This window comes from Sphingobium sp. S6, assembly GCF_905120495.1.
Lineage (GTDB): Bacteria > Pseudomonadota > Alphaproteobacteria > Sphingomonadales > Sphingomonadaceae > Sphingobium > Sphingobium agri.
The window spans coordinates 1,027,044-1,043,857 of the sequence record NZ_CAJHOG010000001.1 but is presented as its reverse complement, the minus strand read 5'-3'; the positions used below and the strand labels follow the sequence as shown (position 1 = coordinate 1,043,857).

The following is a 16,814-nucleotide window of genomic DNA, read 5'->3' as shown; positions in this document are numbered from 1 at the left end:
CCTTATAATCCCCTGTTCAGGGAAATGGACCTATGCGTTGCGTAAATGCGGGGCAAGGATATTTTAAGGCAGCTCAGACGTTATGCAGGCGTTACGGATAAGGGTTGAGAGCCGGGGTTGGCCATAAGCATCGAAGATGAGGACGGCGAAGAGGAATCTCGCCGTGGCTGGTTACGCTGGCTGGGTGTCGGGACAGGATCCCTGGCGCTGATCCTTGTTGCTTTGTGGACCCAGCGGGCGCCCATCGCCGAAAACTTCATCGGGCGGGAAATGAACCGCAGGGGCGTTCAGGCGAGTTATGACCTGAAAGACATCGGCCTGCGTACCCAGCGCATCGAGAATATCGTTCTTGGTGATCCTAAAAATCCGGACCTGACCGCTCGCTGGGTGGAGGTGGACCTCGCCTTTACCGGTCTTTCCCCGCATGTGGCGGAGGTCAGGGCGGGAGGTGTGCGGTTGCGGGGATCTTACCGCGGCGGCGTGCTCCGGCTGGGGGAACTCGACAAATTCGGCGACCCCACCTCGAAGGCGCCATTCAGCTTGCCCGACATAGCATTGGCGCTGCGGGATGCGCGCATCCGGCTCGATACCGACGCTGGGACGGTCGGCATGCAGATCGAAGGCAAGGGTAAGTTGAAGTCGGGCTTTGACGGCCGTCTCGCCGCCGCCATGCCTCGTGCGGCAATCGCCGGATGCAGCGCAACCCGCATGACCGCCTTGCTGGACGTGGCGATCAGGGATGAGCGGCCCCATCTGATCGGACCAGTGCAGGCGGCGGCTCTTGGCTGCCGGGGAAGCGGGACGGCGGCTGCGGCGCCGCGCGCTGAGATCGATGTGTGGCTGGGCAAGGCGCTCGACCGGTGGAACGGGCATGTCACCCTGGGGGCAGAGGCGCTGAAATCCTCTGGCATGGTGCTGGCCAAACCGGCAGGGCGGATCGATTTCAACGGCAACGCGTCGGAGACCGCTGGCCGGGCGCGGATCGGCGTGGCGGCGCTTGGATTGGCAAGCATCAAGGCTGGTGAGACGGAGATTATCGGTGCCTGGCGCGTCGGTCGCGGCACGTCACAAGCCAGCGGGCGGCTGTCGGCACATCAACTGAGCCTGGCCGGTCGTGACCCGCTGGCCGGGTTGAAGCGATCTGCCGCCGGCACGCCTCTGGCGCCTTTGGCTGCGCGACTGGCGGATGCGGTGGCCCATGCGGGTGAGAATAATGTGCTGCGGACCAACCTTGCCTTCGCTCAAAGCGGCAAGGGTGGCAGCGTCGTACTGACGGGCACCGGGTTTAACGCGCGTAGTGGAGCCCGGATCGCCGTTCCGGGAGACGGCGAGATAATGATCAGCTGGCCCGGAAAAGGTGGCGCGGCGATTGATTGGGCGCTGGATGGCGCCATCACCACTGATGGAGGCGGGCTGCCCAAGGCTGCGCTGAGACTGGCGCGGCGGCCGGGCGGCGGATTGGGCGGGCAGCTGTTCATCGACCCCTATGCTGCCGAGGATGCGAAGCTTGCGCTGGAGCCGGTTCGTTTCACGGCGGGACCTCGCGGGGATACCTTCTTCTCTACGGTGGTGAAGCTCGACGGGCCGCTTCCGGGCGGACGGCTGCGCGGACTGGCGATGCCGGTGACGGGAGAATTGAGCGCGAACGGGGCCATCGCGATCAACCGCCGCTGCGTGCCATTGGCGCTGGAGGAGGCGCGTTACGGGAGTTTCGCCATCGGCCGGACCCGGCAGACGCTATGCCCGATCGGCGGCGGCGCGCTGCTGGCGACGGGGCCAGGCGGAGTGCGCGCGGGTGCCGAGATCCGCAATCTCGACCTGCGCGGCCGCAGCGGCCAGAGCCCAATGCGGCTGTCGGCCGAGCGGGCGAGGGTTGCTTTGGGGCAGAAGGGCTTTGCGCTTTCCCGCGCGGAGTTCGCCATCGGGCCGCAGGCATCCCCGGTACGGCTGGTGGCGGAAACGCTGACCGGCCAGGCTGCGGCCCAGGGGCTGAAGGGAAGGCTCGCCGGAGCGAATGCGCGGATCGGTTCTGTGCCGCTGATCGTGGAAGACGGCACGGGCGAATGGAGCTTCGCGCAAGGCACGCTGAGGCTCGCCGCTGCAATGATGGTGCGCGATGCCCAGACGCCGGGACGGTTCGAACCGCTCAAGGTGCCGGACTTCGCCCTCACATTGCGGGACGGCAGGATTGCGGCGACCGGAACGCTGCGGGTGCCGCGCAACGATGCGTTGGTGGCGCGTGCCGACATCGCGCATGATCTGGGTTCCGGGCGGGGCAAGGCCGACCTGAACGTGCCGGGGCTGGTATTTGGTCCCACTTTGCAGCCTGAAGAAGTCACGCGCCTGGCGCTGGGAGTCGTTGCCAATGTCGAGGCGACGGTGACGGGGGAAGGGCATATCCGGTGGAATGGCAATGCGGTGACCAGCGATGGGCTGTTCCGCACAGACAATGCCAAGCTGGCGGCAGCTTTCGGCCCGGTCGAAGGATTGTCGGGCGAGTTGCGCTTTACCGATCTGCTCGGATTGGTGAGCGCGCCGGGGCAGGTGCTGCGGATCAGGATGGTCAATCCAGGCATCGAGGTGCGCGACGGCACCGTTCGCTACAGGCTGGAACCGGGGCAGAAGGTGCATATCGAGGGCGGGGGGTGGCCCTTCTCCGGAGGACAGCTGGTTCTATTGCCCACGACCATGGATTTCAGTGCGGATGTGGACCGTTATCTGACGTTCCGTGTGATCGGCATCGACGCAGGAGCCTTCATCCAGGCGATGGAGCTGGACAATATCTCGGCCACCGGCACGTTCGATGGACTGATGCCGCTGATCTTCAATTCGCAGGGCGGCCGCGTCGCCGGTGGCGTGCTGGCCGCGCGGCAGCAGGGCATGCCGCCGCTTATCATGCCCGAAGGCGTATTGCCGACGGTTCCGTGCGATCCCCAGCGCCAATCCGGAACTTTGTCCTATGTCGGGCCAGTCTCCAACGAGCAGCTTGGCGTGATGGGCAAGCTCGCCTTCGATGCGCTCAAGAACCTGCAATATAAGTGTCTCACCATCCTGATGGACGGCGCGTTGGATGGCGAGATGGTGACGAATGTGGTGTTCAACGGCGTCAACCGGGGCAAGCTCGGGGACGTGCCAGACGGCATGGCGCGCAGCCTGACCGGCTTGCCCTTCATCTTCAATGTGCGCATCGCCGCGCCGTTCCGCGGCCTGCTGGGCACCGCCAAATCCTTCATCGATCCCACCACGCTCATTCAGAACAGCATAGGCGATCAGATGCAGGAGAAGATTCGCGAAGGCATTGCAGTTAAGCCTGCGGAAAGCGACACTGTGAGAAACAGGGAACAGCGATGAAAAAACGAGCGATATTTGCGGCGGGTTTCGCCGGTTTGGCCTTGGCGGGCTGCATTCAGGTGAAGGCACCTGACAAGCCGATCGAAATCAACCTGAACGTAAAGGTGCAGCAGGAGGTGGTCGTTCGCCTTCAGCGCGATGCACAGGATCTTATCCAGAATAACCCGGAGTTGTTCCCGCAATGACACGCAAGCTTTTGATGATCGCCGCAGGTGCCGCCGTCGTGCTGGCCACCGGCTTTGTCGCCAGCGCGCCTGCGCGCGCGCAGTCGGGCGCGGTTGCGGCAGCGATGGCGGAGGGCGCCGTGGGCGAACAGGCGGATGGCTATCTGGGCATCGCCGGGTCGGTCAGCGGGGCTGTGCGATCGGAAGTCGAATCGATCAACATAAAGCGGCGGGCGGCCTATACCGACCTTGCAAGCAAGCGCGGTGTGACGGTTCAGGACGTGGCGGCTGCCACTGGCTGTCAGACGCTGAGCAACCGAGTGAAGCAGGGACAGGTGTATCGCGTGGGCGCGGGGCCTTGGCAAACCAAGGGCGCCGGGCCGATTGCGCTGCCCAGCTATTGCGCGACCGCGGGGTAATTCCTGCGGCGCGTGGGAGTTTCTTTGCTGCGTTCGGGCGAAGCACGATTCTCCTGCCCAACTACGGTTGACTATCCCGAAAGCCCTTTCTAAACGGGCCGCGCCTTGACGGGTGCAGCCGCACGCGCCATGCCGCCTGACGCGGGCTTATCTGCCTGAACGGAAAGGAATGGTCATGGCGGAGGATGTACCCGGGCAAGACCCGGCGGATGAGGACGCGCGCATCACTTCTCTTGAGGAGCGGATCGCAAAGGCCGAACGAGCCGAAAAGGTCAGGCAGGGGACCACGAAGCAGCAGGCCGACGATGGATCGCGCCTGGGCAACAGGGTTCTTGCAGAACTGATCGGTGGTCTTGCCGGTGGTGCCGTGGTTGGTGGGACGTTGGACTACTTTCTGCGGACATCTCCATGGCTCCTGCTGGCTTTCCTCGGTCTTGGGATCGTGGTGGCTTTCAGGAACATCATCAGATTGACGACGACGAAGCGTCCCGGCGAATAGGGGCGCTTTTATCTTAGTCCGAATACCAGACGTTACAGGGGTCAACGTGGCAGAATCCGGCAAAATCGATCCGATGCACCAGTTTGCGATCGAACCGCTGTTCGGTACGGATCACTTGTCGCTCGGCGGCTATAACATCGCCTTCACCAACAGCGCGCTTTACATGGTGGCTGCTGCCGTGCTGCTGTGGATCTTCGTGATTGGTGGCATGAAGCGCGAGCTGGTGCCCGGTCGCTGGCAGATGGCGGTCGAATATATGACCGGCTTCATCAAGAGCCTGTTGATCGCCAATGTGGGCGAGGGCGGCAAGAAGTATATTCCTTATGTCTTCTCGCTGTTCATGTTCATCCTGCTGGCGAACCTGCTTGGCCTGCTGCCGCTCGGCCTGATCGGCCTGCACCCGTTCACCTTCACCAGCCACTTCACAGCCACGGGCGTACTCGCGATCCTGAGCTTCTCGATCGTGTTGATCGTCGGCTTCTGGAAGCATGGGCTGCACTTCTTCTCGCTGTTCGTGCCGCATGGCACGCCGCTGCCGATGATCCCGGTTATCTTCCCCATCGAGCTGGTGTCCTTCATGGTGCGGCCATTCAGCCTTGGCCTGCGACTGTTCGTTGCGATGACCGCCGGACACGTTCTGCTCAAGGTGTTGGCCGGGTTCGTGATCAACAGCTCGAACGCTGGCGTCGGCTATGGCCTGACCGTCGGGTCGGCGAGCTTCATCCTGATGATCGGCATCAGCGCCTTGGAAGTGCTGGTCGCGGTGATCCAGGCCTATGTGTTCGCCCTGCTGACTTCGGTCTATCTGAACGACGCTGAGAACCTTCACTAAGTTTCCGCTATTTTTCCAACCATTTGTTCGAGTTTAGAAAAGGGAGTTTACGACATGGACGCAGAAGCCGCAAAGCTGCTCGGTGCTGGCCTGGCCGCCATTGGTGCGGGTCTCGCTTCGCTCGGTGTGGGCAACGTGTTCGCATCGTTCCTGGAAGGCGCGCTGCGCAATCCGGGCGCCGCTGACGGCCAGCAGGGCCGCCTCTTCATCGGTTTCGCCGCAGCCGAACTTCTGGGTCTGCTGGCGTTCGTTATCGCCATGATCCTGGTGTTCGTGGCCTGACAACCGCTTGGCGAGCGGGCAGGGCGGCCTTCGCTGTCCCGTTCGCTCGCTATGAATTGACGGTGCCCTGATCGGACGGACCCAAAATGCCTCAAATCGCGCAAATCGCCGAAACTTATGCGTCGCAGATCTTCTGGATGCTGCTGACGTTCGGCTTTGTCTTCTTCGTCATCGGCCGGGGCATGGTCCCCAAGGTTCAGGCGACGGCCGACGCGCGCGACGCGAAGATCACTGGTGATCTGGACGCCGCCAAGGCTGCCTTCGCCCGCGCCGATGAGGCAGAGGCCGATTATCGCACCCGTGACGCGGAAAGCAGGGCTGCTGCCCAGGCGACGCTCGCCCGTGCGAAAGCGGAAGCTGCCAAGGCTTCCGAAGGACAGCTTGCCGCCGCCGACGCTGAAATCGCCACGCGGATCGGCGCTGCCGAAGCCCGCATCCGGGCGGCCAGCCAGGCAGCTATGGCAGAGATTGAAACCGTCGCCGCCGAAGCGGCGCGCGACATGGTGGCCCGTATTTCCGGCGTGAACGCGTCGGACGAAGCGGCCCGCAACGCAGTAAAGGCGGCACTGGCCCATGGCTGAGGCAGCAGCACAGCATAGCGAAGGTTCGCCTCCGCATATCGAAGAGGCAATTCACGCCGAGGGGATGGAGCCGGTCGGCACCGTCGCGCATGAAGGCGTGGTGCCGCATACGGATCCAAAAGCCGTTGGCATGGACGCGACTGCCTGGGTCAGCCTGGCGATGGCAGTCTTCATCCTCATCCTCCTGATCAAGAAGGTGCCTGCGCTGATCGGCAATGTGCTCGACGGCCGAATTGCCCAGATCAAGGAACAGCTGGCGGAAGCGGCAAAGCTGCGCGCTGAAGCCGACGCGCTGAAGGCGGAGTATGAAGCGAAGCTGGCCAATGCGGCCGGTGAAGCTGAAGCGATGCGCAAGTCGGCTGAAAGCGAAGCGGCAACGCTGCTGGAAGATGCCAAGGCAAATGCAGTGGCGCTGGTTGCCCGCCGCCAGAAGATGGCGGAGGACAAGATCGGAGCAGCCGAACGCGCGGCCATTGCGGGTATTCGCACCAAGGCCGTCAACGCCGCCACCAGCGCGGCCGCGACGCTGATCGCACAGAATCATGATGCTGGCGCCGATCGTCAGCTGGTGGACAGCGCTATCAAGGGGCTGAGCCCAACCGTCTGAGCCCTAGCCATGTTGCTTGAAAAGGGCCGGTGCGGATTGCTGCACCGGCCTTTTTTCTTGTTGGAAACTCTTCGGTTGGGTGCGCCTGATGATCAGACGCGCCCGGCAAGCCGGTGTCAGCCAGCAAGCGTCGCATTGTCGATAACGAAACGGTATTTGACATCGCTTCTTTGCATTCGCTCATAAGCGGTCTCAATATCGCGCGCCGCTACCATCTCGATGTCGGCGACAATGCCCTTGTCAGCACAGAAATCCAGCATCTCTTGGGTCTCCGCGATTCCGCCTATCAGAGACCCGGCGATCGATTTGCGGCCGAAGATCAACATGCCGATATTGGGCGAAGGGTGCGGATGTTCCGGCACCCCGACCAGCGTCATCGTCCCCTCCCGCTTCAGAAGAGCGGTGAACTGATCCAGATTATGACTAGCTGCAACGGTATTCAGGATGAAATCGAAGCTGCCTGCGTGAACGGCCATTTCGTCAGCGTTGCGCGAGACGGCGACTTCCTGAGCGCCCAGGTCCAGCGCATCCTGCCGCTTTGCTTCAGACGTGGTGAACGCCACAACATGCGCGCCCATCGCGTGGGCCAGCTTAACGCCCATGTGACCGAGGCCACCAATCCCCACAATCCCGACCTTCTTGCCCGGCCCTACCTGCCAATGTCGGAGAGGCGAGTAGGTCGTGATGCCCGCGCATAGCAGCGGCGCAACCGCAGCGAGTTGGTCGACGGGGTGTCGAATCTTCAGGACGAACTTGTCCTTCACCACGATGTCCTGAGAATATCCGCCAAGCGTGTGGCCGGGTGGATCCTGCGTCGCGCCATTATAGGTGCCGACGAAGCCGGTTTCGCAATATTGCTCCAGCCCTTCCGCGCACGATGCGCAGTGCTGGCAGCTGTCCACCATGCAGCCCACGCCCACGGTATCGCCCGGCTTGAAGCTGGTGACATGTTCACCCACGGCGGTTACCCGGCCGACAATTTCATGTCCAGGAACGCAGGGATAGAGAGTGCCCGCCCACTCCGAACGGATCTGGTGCAGGTCTGAATGGCAGATGCCGCAATAGGCTATCGCGATCTGGACATCATGAGGACCTACCGCCCTGCGTTCGATGTCGATCGGTTCCACGGGTTTGTCAGCGGCATAAGCGCCATAGGCCTTTGTCACCATATTCATGACTTTCTGCTGGTCCCCGAGGCTTGGCTGCATCTTTGACCGCGAGGAGAGTGGAGTGGCGAGCGCTAGGTGGGAAATCGCCCGGCTGTTTCAATGCCCCCAAGGCATCAGGAGGGCGCTCGGCCATTGCGCTTGGCTCTGCCCCCGCTATCTCTGCAACCATGTCGCATCCCCAATCGCCCGACCGTTTTCACGAAGATAAAGCCAGCTTCACTGTACGCGGCGCAGGCACGCCGGACATCGAGGCGGGCGTCGAAGCCATTCGCACCACATTGAAGACCCTGCCGGCGCGGCCCGGTGTTTACCGCATGCAGGACGCGCGCGGCGATGTGCTTTACGTGGGCAAGGCTCGCGCGCTGCGTAATAGGGTGGCCAATTACACGCAGGTCGATCGGTTGCCGAAGCGGTTGCAGCGGATGGTGGCGCAAACCCGGTCCATGACGATCGTGACGACCAACAGCGAGGCTGAGGCGCTGCTGTTGGAGGCGCAGCTGATCAAGCGGTTTCGGCCGCCCTATAATGTCCTGCTGCGGGATGATAAAAGCTTTCCGTTCATCCTGCTGCGGGAGGATCATTCCTTCCCGCGCGTTCAGAAGCATCGTGGCGCGCGGAAATATAAGGGGCGCTATTATGGTCCCTTCGCCAGCGCCGGGTCGGTGACGCGGACCATCAATGCGCTGCAAAAGCTGTTCCTTTTGCGCAGTTGCACCGACAGCTTTTTCGCGAACCGGTCCCGGCCATGCCTGCTGTTCCAGATCAAGCGCTGTTCCGCGCCCTGCGTTCAGCGGATCGACGAGGCTGGTTATGCCGAGCTGGTCAAGGATGCGCAGGACTTCCTGGGCGGCAAGTCGACTGCCGTGCAGAAGAAGCTGGGCGAGGCGATGCAGGCCGCTTCAGAAGCCATGGATTTCGAACAGGCCGCGGTTCTGCGCGACCGGCTGAAGGCCTTGACCTTCATCCAGGGTAGCCAGGCGATCAATGCGGAAGGGCTGGGTGACGCCGATATTTTCGCGCTGGCAACCAAGGGCGGGGCAATGTGCATCCAGGCCTTCTTCATTCGCGGCGGACAGAATTGGGGGCACCGCAGCTTCTTTCCGGTCCATACGGCCGAAGTGGCGGAGGATGAGGTGCTGGCGAGCTTCATGGCGCAATTTTATGAGGAAGTTCCGCCGCCCCGCCTGATCCTGTCCGATCGCACGCCTATGGAATGTGAACTGATCGCGCAGGCGCTCGGCGAACGGGCTGGTGCGAAAGTGCGTATCGAGGTGCCGCAACGAGGCACGCGGACGCGGCTGATCCGGCAGGCGCAGCGCAATGCGGTTGAGGCACTGGACCGACGGTTGGCGGAAACGACGACCCAGGCGAAGGTTCTTGAGGAGATGGTCGAGACATTCGGACTGGACGGAGTGCCTGACCGGATCGAGATTTATGACAACAGCCATATCCAGGGCAGCCACGCCCTGGGCGCCATGGTGGTCGCGGGGCCGGAGGGGTTCCGCAAAAATGCCTATCGCAAGTTCAACATGAAGAACCCGGAAATCTCGAATGACGATTTCGCCATGATGCGCGAAATGTTCGAGCGGCGTTTTGGGCGAGCGGCGCGGGAGGATCCTGATCGGGACAGTGGTGAGTGGCCCGACCTGGTGCTGATCGACGGCGGCAAGGGGCAATTGTCTTCGGCGCGCGCGATCCTGGAAGACTTGGGCATCGAGGATGTGTGCATGATCGGCATTGCCAAGGGGCCGCATCATGGACGGGAGGGGCGGGAGATATTCCATATGCCCGACGGGCGGGAGATCAGCTTTCCGATCAACCATCCCGTGCTGTTCTACCTCCAGCGTTTGCGGGACGAGGCGCATCGCTTTGCGATCGGGGCGCATCGGCAGAAGCGGAGCAAGGCCATTTCCACCAGCTCGCTGGACGAGGTGCCTGGCATCGGGCCTTCGCGGAAGAAAGCGCTGCTGATGCATTTCGGAACGGCGAAGGCGGTGAAGAGCGCGGCGTTGGAAGATTTGCTGAAGGCACCGGGGGTTTCGAAAGCTGTGGCGCGGCAGATTTATGATTATTTTCATGAATGAAATAGCGGGAAAACGCGGTTTTTCCGTGATGTTGTTACGGTATCGAAATGATGCGGGCGTGGAGATATGTGCCTGATTTCGGCGTGATTCTTCCTCCCGCTCTTGCCTTGTGGTTGCACTCCTGCAATGATCTTTCCAGACGCTGACAATTATGGCGCGGGTCGGAGGAGAAGGGTCGTGGAAAAGCCTTTGAGCTTGTTCAATGTCGTGGAGATATGCCATCGGCATATATCATCAACGTCATTTGATGATCATCCTTTTTAGCAGATGCAATCTGCGTTCACTTTACCTTCACTGCGTAAAGTGAATGAATACTTATCAAAAGGCATATATCTGAAAATATAACTGCCAATAAGGCGGAGTTGTGACAGCATGACCAATGGACATGCGGACATGTTGCGGGCTTTCAGAAGGCGGCCACGGGCTGGCCTTTCCGCGCTTCGGCCGTGGCGCATGCTGGACGTCACACGCCTTGTACTCGCCCTCGTCTATACGGTGGTGAGCTTTGCATTCGCTTCGCCGCGATCCTGGGCCGAGATTGCGGAGAACGGCATCATCTTCGCCATGCTGCTGCTCGCGCTGGGCGCACTGATCCTGTCGGCGCGGTCGTGGGTGACGGAGATGCGTATCCGAAAGCCGGTGGTTTTTCTGGACGCGCTGCTGTTTCTGTCGCTGCTGGTGGTGACGAACGCGTCGGACAGCCCCTATTTTGTCGGCAGCCTGTTCGTCGCCATCGAGATCGCGCTGATCGTGCGCCGCCGCTTCCACCTTCTGGTCGCCGCTTTCGCCGCCATGACAGCTTTGCTGACGGTCTGGATGGACAAGATCGTTGAGGTGCCGTCCGAGCCGGACCCGGAACGCGTGGCGCTGCGCGTGCTCTATCTTGCCGTGGTGATAGTGGTGACGGGCATGTTGCTTGGCCCGCGCCGTGAGAAGTTGTTGCAGGAGGAAAAGGCAAGGCGGCTGACGGAAGGCAGTTTGCCGCTTGTGAAGGGCGGGTCCGAGCCCTTTCTGCTGCAGGCGTTGAAGATCGCCACGGGGAGCGAGAATGGGGCGGTGCTGTTCCGTACGGCGAGCACCGAAGCCTACCGATTTGCGTCAAGCCGGTTCGGCGAAACCAGGCCCGAGGGCAGCAATGGATTGCTGGCGGTGGAGACGGGCTGGCATGACTGCCGCCGTGGCGCGTCGATCGGCCTGTCACAGGACGGTATAAGCCATCTGGCTCCGTTGAGCCCCGGAGGGCGGGCCTGGGCAGCCATGCTGGACGCGGAAACGCTGATGACGCTGCGGGTGTCGTTGGGCACGTTCGATGCCGTGGGCGCCGTCGAGCTGGATGATCCGACGCATGAAGATGCAGCGGCGATCGCGCAGCGCGTATTTGAAAGCGCCTGCGACGAGATGATGGTCCGCAACAGCCTGGACCTTGCCCATGTCATCGCCGGGGCGCGTGAGCGCGAGCGGTTGCAGCGGGAACTGCATGACAGCGTGCTGCAGGCGCTGGCGAGTATCCGCTATCAGGTCGCGCCGGTGCTGAACGGAACGATCGACGATCCCTTTCCAGTGCTGGCGAATGTGGATCGGATCGCCAAGGATCAGATCGGCACCATCAGATGGATCATCAACCCGGTCGAGGACGATGAGGATTTCGCCTATCTGCCGGAGACGCTGTCGATGGTCGTGCGGTCGCTGGCGGAGCAATGGGGCATAAGATGCGAGCTGCGGGTGGAGGACGGCAATTGCGCGACCAGCGCGATGATCGGACGCGAACTGAGTTTCGCGGTGCGTGAGATCGTCGCCAATGCAGTCCGCCACGCGGGCGCCCATGCGGTGGAGTTTTCGCTGCAACCGGCGGGCAACCGGATTGCGTTGCATGTAACCGATGATGGCGTGCCCAATCTTGCGAGGCTGGGGTCTACGGGCGCGGTGCAATCCCGGTCGTTGATGCGGCGGGTGCAGGCGCTGGGCGGCGAAGTATATCTGCGGAATATCGGCGGGCGGACGATGATCCAGATCACCGTGCCCCGGAAGTGAGAAGGGCTGACTGCAAGCGTTAAGGAAGGGGCCCTGCTGTGCCGCGCCGTTCGGTTGTCCTCGCATGGGGTTTCGCAGAACTTTTGAGGCGGTGGGGGCGTTTTACCCCGGGTTAACCAGAATGGTTGATAGATGACCCTTCCGATGATGCGGCGAGCGGAGGTCCGGTTTCCATGGTGCGATTGGTTCAGGATCATCTTTACCGCAAAAGCGTGGCGCTGGTGCTGTCATTGCAGCTGAATTTGCAGCGCATCGTCGGCACGTGGATCCTGATCGCCGCTTTTGCCTGCGGCCTGCGGCTGGCATTTCCGGCCACGCCCTATGCCGATGCGCCCTGGGCAAGTGGATTGGGCCTGCTGCCCTATATGCTCGTCGTCGGTGCGCCGGTGGGTACGCTGCTATTGGGTCTTAAGTTATTTCCGGCGGGCCGGTTGCACGCACAGCCTGGTTTGCGGCTGGCGCAAGTGGGGCGGTGGCGCAAGGTCGATTGCCTGGAAGCGCGCGAGATGTCGCAGTTCGGCCTATATGGCGTGATGGCGTCGTTGCTGCTGGGCATTGCGCTCAATGTTCCGGTGCGCACGCTTGAGTTCTTAAGCGCGGTGCCTGCATTGGGCAGCTATGCACCGACCTGGTTCATCAGCCTTTATGCGGTGATGCTGGCGGACGTCGTGCTGCTGTCATGCCTGTACATGTTCGCATTTGCGACGGCGTTGCGGATGGTGCCGCTCTTTCCCCGCTTTTTGGCGATGGTGTGGGCCGTGGACCTGATGGCGCAAGTGGGGATCGCGCAATTCGTCGCTCGGGTCGGAGATGTGCCCCATACCGTTGAGCTGGCGTTGGCCGATCTGCTGAGCGGCAATGTGAAGAAGGTGTTGATCAGCGCGGCGTTGTGGTTGCCGTACCTGTTGTTGTCCGAGCGGGTGAACATCACATTCCGTAACAGGGTTAGCGCCTGACGGAATACGCCGGCGCTCCTTCTGCGGCGCGCAAATCCATGCAGATGATTCGGTTTTCCGATACGTCGAGCTGTTGCTGATTCGCGCCGGAGCGTGACCCTGGCCGATTGTTCAGCCGCAAAGCGGTGCGTCTGACCAGAGGGGAAGGGCGAACTCCCAGGCTGTGTATCTGATCTGAATTAGGAGAGGATCCTGCATGAGGGGGCATAGATATATATCGTTAATTATGCGATTATACTAGAATTAATACTGTAATATAGAGTCAGTAAATTGGTCATTTAAATATAGTGAGGCAGTTATATTTGTCTGACTCCGTTTATAAACCAAAAGAAAATAAAAGTATTTCTCTATTTTTCGACCGATATATAACCAAAGTTATATTATATAATACTGACGGGTTACTTGCTGCGGAAAGTAGGGAAAACGAAAATGGTTAACAGAAAAACGACTTAACCACCTGATAAATAGACATATTTTTTACTATGTTGACTTGCCCCTTCATTGGTTCATTTTGAACGCAAGTTCTACGGGAACTGCCCAACTGCCTGGCGAAGGGGAACACCAACGCTAGGGTCGCCAGGTGGCAAAGGCCCCTCCGCAGAACTGTGCAAGAGCAGCCGAAATGCTTTCGGCGCAGTAGGGGTGAAGAGACATGACTTTTTTCAAGACACTCTGGTGCGACCAGAGCGGCGCTTCGGCGGCCGAATATGCGCTGATCCTTGCAATTGTGGGGACTGGCATTGCGTTGGCGGCCTTTAATCTCGGTGGCGCGATCAAAAACTCCATGGGTACTGCCACCAACTGCATCGCCACAAATCCGCCGTCCGCCTCGGGCACCTGTTAAGTCTAGTAATAGGGGTATAGACATGACCTTTTTTAGCAAATTGTGGAACGACGAGAGCGGAGCTGCCGCAGCTGAATACGCTCTGATTTTGGCAATTGTGGGGACTGGCATTGCACTCGCCGCCTTCAACCTTGGTGGCGCGATCAAGAACTCCATGGGCCGGGCCACGAATTGCGTTGCTAATGCGCAGCTGGCGACCTGTTCTTAAATAGCTGATTATAAACCGGTTGGAGATTTCCAGCCGGTTTATCGCTTTCAACTCCGGGGGGAAGTCGTGGGGCAGCGCAGATCTCTTATCATCCTTGGCTTCGCAATCTTGCTTGGTCTGGCGGCGGTATTCGTCGCCAATAGCTATTTGAGCAAGGCGGAGCAGGCACAGGCCACTCCGCAAGGCGGTATGGCCAAGGTCGTCGTCGCGTCGATGCCGCTGGCTTTTGGGACGGCGGTGACGCCGGAAAAGATCAGGGTGGTCGATTGGCCTGCGGCTTCCGTGCCTCCCGGTGCTTTTCGTGATCCGGTCCAGCTCACGTCTCTCGGCAAGCAGCGCGTGGTGCTGCGGCAGATCGAGCCGGGTGAGCCGATCCTGACTTCCAAACTGTCCGCAGAAGGCGGCCGCGCCACCATGTCCGGTGTGCTGCGGCCCGAAATGCGTGCTGTGGCGGTTCGCGTGAGCGACGTGGCGGCGGCGGGCGGCTTTGTGCTGCCGGGCGACACCGTGGATGTCTTCGTCACACGGACCGCGCAGGACGGCATGGGCGGCGGCGGTCAGCAGATCACCGATGTGCTGCTTCAGAATATCCGCGTGATCGCGATCGACCAGAATGCTAATGACAGTTCGAAAGATCCGGCAATCGGCAAGACCGCCACGCTGGAGGTCAATCAGGTCGATGCGCAGAAGCTGGTTCTGGGCCAGCAGGTCGGCCAGCTGACATTGGTTCTGCGCAACGTGACCGATGAGCCCAACCCGGCGGTACAGACGGTGGGGACGGAGGACCTGCGCGACGGGGCTTATGTCGGCGGTTTTTCGGCTCCGCGTGGCCGGATCGCCGAAGCGGCCTATCTGCCTGCTCCGGTGCCCGTGATGCGTGCGCCGCGCCGTGCTGTTCCCAGGAATGTTTCCGCTCTGCCCGCGACCGCATCGGTCGAGATCGTGCGCGGCACGACCGGCACCAGCTATGAGGTGAAGCGCTATGGTTCACGCTAAGTCCTTGTCCATGCTGGCGCTGGGGACGGCGCTGGCCATCGGGGGAGCGGCATCCGCTTCGGCCCAGATTGCTTCGCTGACCGCCAGCAATGTGGATCATGCGGGCCAACTCGACGTCCCGCTCAACAAGAGCCAGGTGCTGACGGTCGACCGGCCATTTTCAAAAGCGCTGGTCGGCAATCAGGAGGTCGCTGATATCCTGCCGATGACCAATCGCTCGCTCTATGTGCTTGGCAAGAAGGTGGGGACGACGAGCCTCACCCTCTATGACAGCCGCAACATGTTGATCGCGGTGGTCGATGTGGCGGTGGGGCCGGATGTCGTGACGCTGAAGCGGCAGTTGGCTGAGCTGATCCCCGGCGAACAGATCGGTGCGCGCATCTCCAATGATGCGGTGGTGCTGACCGGGACGGTGTCGAGTGCTTCGGCGGTGGACCGCGCGGTGCAGATCGCCCGGACCTATGCGGGTGGCGACGAGAAGGTCGTCAACATGCTGTCGGTGGGTGCCTCGCAGCAGGTGATGCTGGAGGTGCGCTTTTCGGAGGTGAACCGGTCGGCGGCAAAGGATATCGGGCTGAACCACAGCTTTGTCGGCAACCGGACGGCGGGCAGCATCGGCGACCTGTCGGCTGACTCGATCGTGCCGACGAACAACGGTCGTACGCCTACGATCAAGCTGGATGGACTGTCCGATGCTTTCGGCGTGGGGACATGGGCCTACAAGATCGGCAGCCTCAACATCTTCTCGGCGCTGGACGCGCTGGAGCGCAAGGGGCTGGTGAAGACGCTCGCCGAACCGACGCTGGTGGCGCTTTCGGGCGAGACGGCGTCGTTCCTGGCGGGCGGCGAGTTCCCGATCCCGGTCGTGCAGAATGGCGGCGGCGGGGGCGGCAACGGCAATAATGGCATCACGGTCGAGTTCAAGCCGTTTGGCGTCAGCCTGGGCTTTACGCCCACGGTACTGAGCGATGGCATCATCAACCTGGTGGTGGAGCCGGAGGTCAGCTCGATCGATCCTTCGGCGTCGGTGACGATCAACGGGCTGGTGGTGCCGGGATTGCTGACGCGGCGGGCGAAGACGGTGGTGGAGTTGCGCGATGGGCAGTCCTTTGCCATCGCGGGGCTGCTGCGCAACGACTTCCAGGATACGGTGCGGCAGCTGCCGGTGCTGGGATCGATCCCGATCATCGGGGCGCTGTTCCGCTCGACCGGCTTCCAGAAGCAGCAGACCGAACTGGTCATGATCGTGACGCCGCGCCTTGTGAAGCCGATGCGGGCGGAGGATGTGCGCCTGCCGACCGATCGCGTGGGCAATCCGCATGAGCTGGACCTGTTCCTGATGGGGCGCACGGACAAGGCGGTGGGGATCAATCCGCTGAACCCCGACGCGATGCCTCCGTCTTCGAAGCGGCCTGCGGCTCCGGCTCCGGCTCCGGCTGATCCGGCTCCGGCGGGCGCGGCGCAGAGTGGATATGAGCTATGAGGGAGAGGATGACCATGGGCCGGTTGATCGTCGCGGCGATGCTGGTTGGTCCGGCTTTGGCGGGATGTACCGCCAACGACCCGACCTTTGGCGGGGCGGTGCGCAGCAACTATGCGGTGCAGGTGATCAACCCCGAGCCGCGCTATGAAAGCGCGCTGGCCGAAGGCGGTGACGGCGCCCGCAGCGCGGCCGCGATCGAACGCTACCGCACCGACAAGGTGAAGAAGCCCGCGACCATCAGCACGACCTCCGGCACAGGCGGCGGGGCTGGTGGCGGCGGCTCGGGCGGCCGGTAAGGGGGGCTTCAT

17 protein-coding genes are annotated in these 16,814 nt (G+C 61.7%); 16 read left to right on the top strand and 1 reads right to left on the bottom strand.

Annotated elements, in window-relative coordinates:
- The first annotated feature begins 129 nt into the window (after positions 1–129).
- The 8 genes from SPHS8_RS05385 (at position 130) to SPHS8_RS05350 (ending at position 6,735) form a co-directional block, all read left to right on the top strand.
- A complete protein-coding gene (locus SPHS8_RS05385; protein WP_201514881.1) occupies positions 130–3,351 on the top strand; it encodes an intermembrane phospholipid transport protein YdbH family protein in 3,222 nt (1,073 codons plus the stop codon).
- Positions 3,348–3,536, top strand: coding sequence for a YnbE family lipoprotein (locus SPHS8_RS05380; protein ID WP_097091940.1), 189 nt, complete (start codon positions 3,348–3,350; stop codon positions 3,534–3,536). Before SPHS8_RS05385 ends, SPHS8_RS05380 begins: the two co-directional genes overlap by 4 nt.
- Positions 3,533–3,934 carry a DUF1318 domain-containing protein gene (locus tag SPHS8_RS05375; RefSeq protein WP_097091939.1) on the top strand — a complete coding sequence of 134 codons (402 nt, stop codon included), beginning with the start codon at positions 3,533–3,535 and terminating at the stop codon, positions 3,932–3,934. Before SPHS8_RS05380 ends, SPHS8_RS05375 begins: the two co-directional genes overlap by 4 nt.
- 175 nt (positions 3,935–4,109) lie before the next feature.
- Positions 4,110–4,433, top strand: a complete 324-nt coding sequence (locus tag SPHS8_RS05370; protein ID WP_097092837.1) for an AtpZ/AtpI family protein — start codon at positions 4,110–4,112, stop codon at positions 4,431–4,433.
- Between the two features lie 46 nt (positions 4,434–4,479).
- Positions 4,480–5,265: a F0F1 ATP synthase subunit A gene (locus tag SPHS8_RS05365; RefSeq protein WP_201514580.1), complete on the top strand. Its 786-nt coding sequence runs from the start codon at positions 4,480–4,482 to the stop codon at positions 5,263–5,265.
- Positions 5,266–5,319: 54 nt separating this feature from the next.
- Positions 5,320–5,547 carry a F0F1 ATP synthase subunit C gene (locus SPHS8_RS05360; RefSeq protein WP_021240110.1) on the top strand — a complete coding sequence of 76 codons (228 nt, stop codon included), beginning with the start codon at positions 5,320–5,322 and terminating at the stop codon, positions 5,545–5,547.
- Positions 5,548–5,633: 86 nt separating this feature from the next.
- Positions 5,634–6,128, top strand: coding sequence for a F0F1 ATP synthase subunit B family protein (locus SPHS8_RS05355; protein ID WP_201514579.1), 495 nt, complete (start codon positions 5,634–5,636; stop codon positions 6,126–6,128).
- Positions 6,121–6,735 (top strand): F0F1 ATP synthase subunit B family protein, encoded by a 615-nt coding sequence (locus SPHS8_RS05350; protein ID WP_097091936.1) that lies wholly within the window; start codon positions 6,121–6,123, stop codon positions 6,733–6,735. The genes SPHS8_RS05355 and SPHS8_RS05350 overlap by 8 nt, the downstream gene beginning before the upstream one ends.
- A gap of 116 nt (positions 6,736–6,851) precedes the next feature.
- Here SPHS8_RS05350 and SPHS8_RS05345 read toward each other — a convergent pair whose 3' ends face one another.
- Positions 6,852–7,904, bottom strand: a complete 1,053-nt coding sequence (locus SPHS8_RS05345; protein WP_201514880.1) for an NAD(P)-dependent alcohol dehydrogenase — start codon at positions 7,902–7,904, stop codon at positions 6,852–6,854.
- Between the two features lie 167 nt (positions 7,905–8,071).
- Here SPHS8_RS05345 and uvrC point away from each other — a divergent pair, with 167 nt between their 5' ends.
- The 8 genes from uvrC (at position 8,072) to SPHS8_RS05305 (ending at position 16,802) form a co-directional block, all read left to right on the top strand.
- Positions 8,072–9,988, top strand: a complete 1,917-nt coding sequence (uvrC, locus tag SPHS8_RS05340) for an excinuclease ABC subunit UvrC (RefSeq protein ID WP_201514578.1) — start codon at positions 8,072–8,074, stop codon at positions 9,986–9,988.
- A 372-nt stretch (positions 9,989–10,360) separates the two neighbouring features.
- Positions 10,361–12,019, top strand: a complete 1,659-nt coding sequence (locus SPHS8_RS05335; protein WP_201514577.1) for a sensor histidine kinase — start codon at positions 10,361–10,363, stop codon at positions 12,017–12,019.
- Positions 12,020–12,231: 212 nt separating this feature from the next.
- Positions 12,232–12,975 carry a DUF2569 domain-containing protein gene (locus tag SPHS8_RS05330; protein ID WP_236574973.1) on the top strand — a complete coding sequence of 248 codons (744 nt, stop codon included), beginning with the start codon at positions 12,232–12,234 and terminating at the stop codon, positions 12,973–12,975.
- Between the two features lie 652 nt (positions 12,976–13,627).
- On the top strand, positions 13,628–13,819 hold the full coding sequence (locus SPHS8_RS05325; protein WP_201514575.1) for a Flp family type IVb pilin: 192 nt from the start codon (positions 13,628–13,630) through the stop codon (positions 13,817–13,819).
- Positions 13,820–13,841: 22 nt separating this feature from the next.
- A complete protein-coding gene (locus SPHS8_RS05320) occupies positions 13,842–14,027 on the top strand; it encodes a Flp family type IVb pilin (protein ID WP_201514574.1) in 186 nt (61 codons plus the stop codon).
- Positions 14,028–14,093: 66 nt separating this feature from the next.
- Positions 14,094–15,023, top strand: coding sequence for a Flp pilus assembly protein CpaB (gene cpaB / locus SPHS8_RS05315; RefSeq protein ID WP_201514573.1), 930 nt, complete (start codon positions 14,094–14,096; stop codon positions 15,021–15,023).
- On the top strand, positions 15,010–16,506 hold the full coding sequence (locus SPHS8_RS05310; protein ID WP_201514572.1) for a type II and III secretion system protein family protein: 1,497 nt from the start codon (positions 15,010–15,012) through the stop codon (positions 16,504–16,506). Before cpaB ends, SPHS8_RS05310 begins: the two co-directional genes overlap by 14 nt.
- Positions 16,507–16,520: 14 nt before the next feature.
- Positions 16,521–16,802 carry a hypothetical protein gene (locus tag SPHS8_RS05305; RefSeq protein WP_201514571.1) on the top strand — a complete coding sequence of 94 codons (282 nt, stop codon included), beginning with the start codon at positions 16,521–16,523 and terminating at the stop codon, positions 16,800–16,802.
- The last annotated feature ends 12 nt before the right edge of the window (positions 16,803–16,814 follow it).

Coding starts and splice junctions, on each gene's coding strand:
- SPHS8_RS05380 (WP_097091940.1), top strand. CDS start 3,348: ATGAAAAAACGAGCGATATTTGCGGCGGGTTTCGCCGGTTTGGCCTTG.
- SPHS8_RS05375 (WP_097091939.1), top strand. CDS start 3,533: ATGACACGCAAGCTTTTGATGATCGCCGCAGGTGCCGCCGTCGTGCTG.
- SPHS8_RS05370 (WP_097092837.1), top strand. CDS start 4,110: ATGGCGGAGGATGTACCCGGGCAAGACCCGGCGGATGAGGACGCGCGC.
- SPHS8_RS05360 (WP_021240110.1), top strand. CDS start 5,320: ATGGACGCAGAAGCCGCAAAGCTGCTCGGTGCTGGCCTGGCCGCCATT.
- SPHS8_RS05355 (WP_201514579.1), top strand. CDS start 5,634: ATGCCTCAAATCGCGCAAATCGCCGAAACTTATGCGTCGCAGATCTTC.
- SPHS8_RS05350 (WP_097091936.1), top strand. CDS start 6,121: ATGGCTGAGGCAGCAGCACAGCATAGCGAAGGTTCGCCTCCGCATATC.
- SPHS8_RS05345 (WP_201514880.1), bottom strand. CDS start 7,904: ATGGTGACAAAGGCCTATGGCGCTTATGCCGCTGACAAACCCGTGGAA.
- uvrC (WP_201514578.1), top strand. CDS start 8,072: ATGTCGCATCCCCAATCGCCCGACCGTTTTCACGAAGATAAAGCCAGC.
- SPHS8_RS05335 (WP_201514577.1), top strand. CDS start 10,361: ATGACCAATGGACATGCGGACATGTTGCGGGCTTTCAGAAGGCGGCCA.
- SPHS8_RS05325 (WP_201514575.1), top strand. CDS start 13,628: ATGACTTTTTTCAAGACACTCTGGTGCGACCAGAGCGGCGCTTCGGCG.
- SPHS8_RS05320 (WP_201514574.1), top strand. CDS start 13,842: ATGACCTTTTTTAGCAAATTGTGGAACGACGAGAGCGGAGCTGCCGCA.
- SPHS8_RS05310 (WP_201514572.1), top strand. CDS start 15,010: ATGGTTCACGCTAAGTCCTTGTCCATGCTGGCGCTGGGGACGGCGCTG.
- SPHS8_RS05305 (WP_201514571.1), top strand. CDS start 16,521: ATGGGCCGGTTGATCGTCGCGGCGATGCTGGTTGGTCCGGCTTTGGCG.